The sequence below is a fragment of the Streptomyces kebangsaanensis genome (genome assembly GCF_001906585.1).
Lineage (GTDB): Bacteria > Actinomycetota > Actinomycetes > Streptomycetales > Streptomycetaceae > Streptomyces > Streptomyces kebangsaanensis.
Genome location: NZ_JUJA01000147.1, coordinates 65,020 through 67,806, shown reverse-complemented (window position 1 = coordinate 67,806; position 2,787 = coordinate 65,020). Strand labels below are relative to the sequence as shown.

Annotated in this window: 3 protein-coding genes; all 3 read right to left on the bottom strand. The window is 69.4% G+C overall.

Going from position 1 to position 2,787, the window contains the following annotated elements; all coding sequences use genetic code 11:
• The coding region (locus RH94_RS23820; protein WP_073949773.1) for an MFS transporter at positions 1-1,239 on the bottom strand (1,239 nt) is incomplete at its 3' end.
• Positions 1,240-1,289: 50 nt separating this feature from the next.
• Complete coding sequence (locus RH94_RS23815) at positions 1,290-2,171, bottom strand: polysaccharide deacetylase family protein (RefSeq protein WP_073949771.1); 882 nt, start codon at positions 2,169-2,171, stop codon at positions 1,290-1,292.
• A 76-nt stretch (positions 2,172-2,247) separates the two neighbouring features.
• Positions 2,248-2,622, bottom strand: a complete 375-nt coding sequence (locus tag RH94_RS44355; protein ID WP_234425992.1) for an L-asparaginase family protein — start codon at positions 2,620-2,622, stop codon at positions 2,248-2,250.
• Positions 2,623-2,787: the final 165 nt, after the last annotated feature.

Here is a 2,787-nt window from a genome sequence, read left to right as displayed (position 1 = left end):
GGTGCCGAGCATGACCAGGCCGGAGGCGAGCATGAAGACGGAGCCGGCGACCAGGGCCGCCACGACCATGGACGTCCCGAGTCCGAGCAGGACGGTCAGTACCGCGGAGCCCACGATCGCGCCGACGGGGCCCATCGTGTGCGCGACGTTGGGGCCGAGGCCGCGTACCTGGGCGGGGAAGGACTCGCCCATGTAGAACAGCAGTGCCGCGTAGGGGCCGGTGAGGAAGAACAGCGACAGCGCGTACAGGGGGATCACGAAGGTACTGGTCGAGGGGCCCAGCAGCATGACGCCGGTGAGGACGGCGCCGACGGTCCAGCCGACGATGATGGTGGTGCGGCGGCCGATGCGGTCACCGACCCAGCCGTGGAACAGGTAGCCGGCGAAGCCGACGGCGTTGGCCAGTACCAGGACGAGCAGCGCGTTGTTGAAGGACACGTGCTTGCCCTGGGTGAGGACGGTGGTGCCGAGCACGGAGAACACCTGGATGGCCATCCAGTTGAACAGCCACGCCAGCGACAGGCAGATGGTGTGGCGTCGCAGTCCCGGGGCGAAGACGTCCCGCAGGGTGGCCTTGGCCTCGCCGGACACCGTCAGGCCGACCCGCTGGGCGAGGTCGTCGGCTTCGGTGGCGTGGCCGTTCGACCGGAGTCGGCGGACCTCGGTGAGAGCCGCGAACGCCGGTGACTCGGGCAGCCTGGTGGCCGCCAGCGCGACCAGGACGGAGGGGATGACGGCGATGACGAAGGACCAGCGCCACCCGACGGCCGGCAGCAGCACGGCGGTCAGTCCGGCCGAGACCAGGGCGCCGACGGGCCATCCGCTCTGCACGAAGCTGTACATGAAGCCACGGCGGCGGGCCTTGCCGTACATCTCGTTGAGGTAGACGGTGTTGACCAGTTCCTCGGAGTATCCGAAGCCGGAGAAGGCGCGGATGAGGACCAGCGTGACGGCCCCGGCCGCCAGGCCGGTGAAGCCCGAGCTGAGGGCGGCCCCGATGATGGCGATCACCAGGGCGCGCTTGCGGCCCACTCGGTCCAGCAGCGGTCCGACGCTCAGTGCGATGACGAACGTGCCGAGCGTCACCCAGGTGGCCACGCTGGTGGCCTTTGCGGGGGACCAGCCGAAACTGTCGGCGATCTTGGGCAGGAGCGTACCGAAGAGGGTGTAGTCGTAGACGGAGAACACCCAGGCCAGGAAGCACACGACGGACACACGCAGCAGGGTGCGCGGGGTCACGGCTCGTTCCCAGGCCGGGACGTCCCGGGCAGATAGGGCATGGGTCATGGTCAGGCCTTTCGGGGGGTGCGCTTGGCGAAGTCGGTGGCGATCGCGTCGAAGGTGGTCCACTGGACGCCCTCGTGGGAATTGATGTGCTCGATCAGTCGCTCGAGGGCCATGAGCACCTGAGGCCTGCCGGACACATCCGGGTGGATGGTCATGGTGAACGCGGCGTAGTCCATTTCGCGGTGGACCCAGTCGAACTGGTCGCGCCACATGGTTTCGATGTCGCGGGGGCTGACGAAGCCGTGGCTGTTGGGGCTGGCCTTGATGAACATCATCGGAGGCAGGTCGTCGAGGTACCAGTTGGCCGGGATCTCGATGAGGTCGGTCTCCCGGCCGCGCCGGAGCGGCTTCATCCACGACTCGGCCGGCGCGTCGTAATCGATCTTGGTCCAGGTGTCGCCGACGCGCACGTAGTACGGCTCGAAGTCCCGGTGCATCAGCGAGTGGTCGTACTTGATCCCCCGCTCCAACAGCAGTTCGTTGGTGACCGGGCTGAACTCCCACCAGGGCGCCACGTACCCGGTGGGGCGCCGGCCGGTCCGTGACTCGATCAGGTTGACGCAGTGGTCCAGGACCGTCGACTCCTGCTCGCGGCTCATCGCGATCGGGTTCTCGTGCGAGTAACCGTGCACGCCGATCTCGTGGCCGGCCGCGACGCAGGCGTCGAACTGCTCGGGGAAGGTCTCGATCGAGTGCCCCGGCCAGAAGAACGTCTGGGTGAGGCCGAAGCGGCGGAAGAGTTCCAGCAGACGAGGAACGCCGACCTCCCCGGCGAACAGGCCGCGGGAGATGTCGTCGGGAGAGTCCTCTCCGCCATAGGAGCCGAGCCAGCCGGCCACCGCGTCGACGTCCACACCGAAGGACACGAAGATCTCTTTACTCATGATGCTCCTTGCTCTGACGCGCCGGCGCCGCACGGCACCGGGCTGAAGGTGGGGTCAGGCCGTGCTGAAGGTGAGATCAAGCTGCTCGGACTCCGTCGGGTGACGGCTGTGCGAGCCACTGCGACACGACCGGTCCGGGGTCTTCCGGCTTGTGGGTGAGGGCCACGGACAGCAGCAGCCGGGCCTGCCACGGGCTGAGGTCACCGGCGAAGACCGCACCGGCGCGGCCCAGGTCCGCACCGCCACCGGCGGTGTACAGCGGGGTGACCGGCCCGCTGAACGCCCGGCTGCACACCAGGACCGGAACGCCCCGGGCCACCAGTCGCCCCACGGTCCGGGCCACTGCGGCGCAGGCGTTGCCCGCTCCCAGCGCCTGCAGCACAACGCCACGCGCACCGGCGGCGACCGCGGCGTCAAGCAGCGCTCCGTCGCACCCGGCGTAGGCGGCCACGACGTCGACCCGTGGCAGCTCACCCACCGCATCGAGCTCGAAAGCGGGCGGCCGCGGCTGCGCTCCCAGCGGCCGGACACCGTCCGGAGCCACCCGCAGACACGGGCCGCGCCCGGGCGAGCCGAACGCGCCGGAGGCCAAGGTCTCCACCTTGCGCACTCCCCT

Coding starts and splice junctions, on each gene's coding strand:
- RH94_RS23815 (WP_073949771.1), bottom strand. CDS start 2,171: ATGAGTAAAGAGATCTTCGTGTCCTTCGGTGTGGACGTCGACGCGGTG.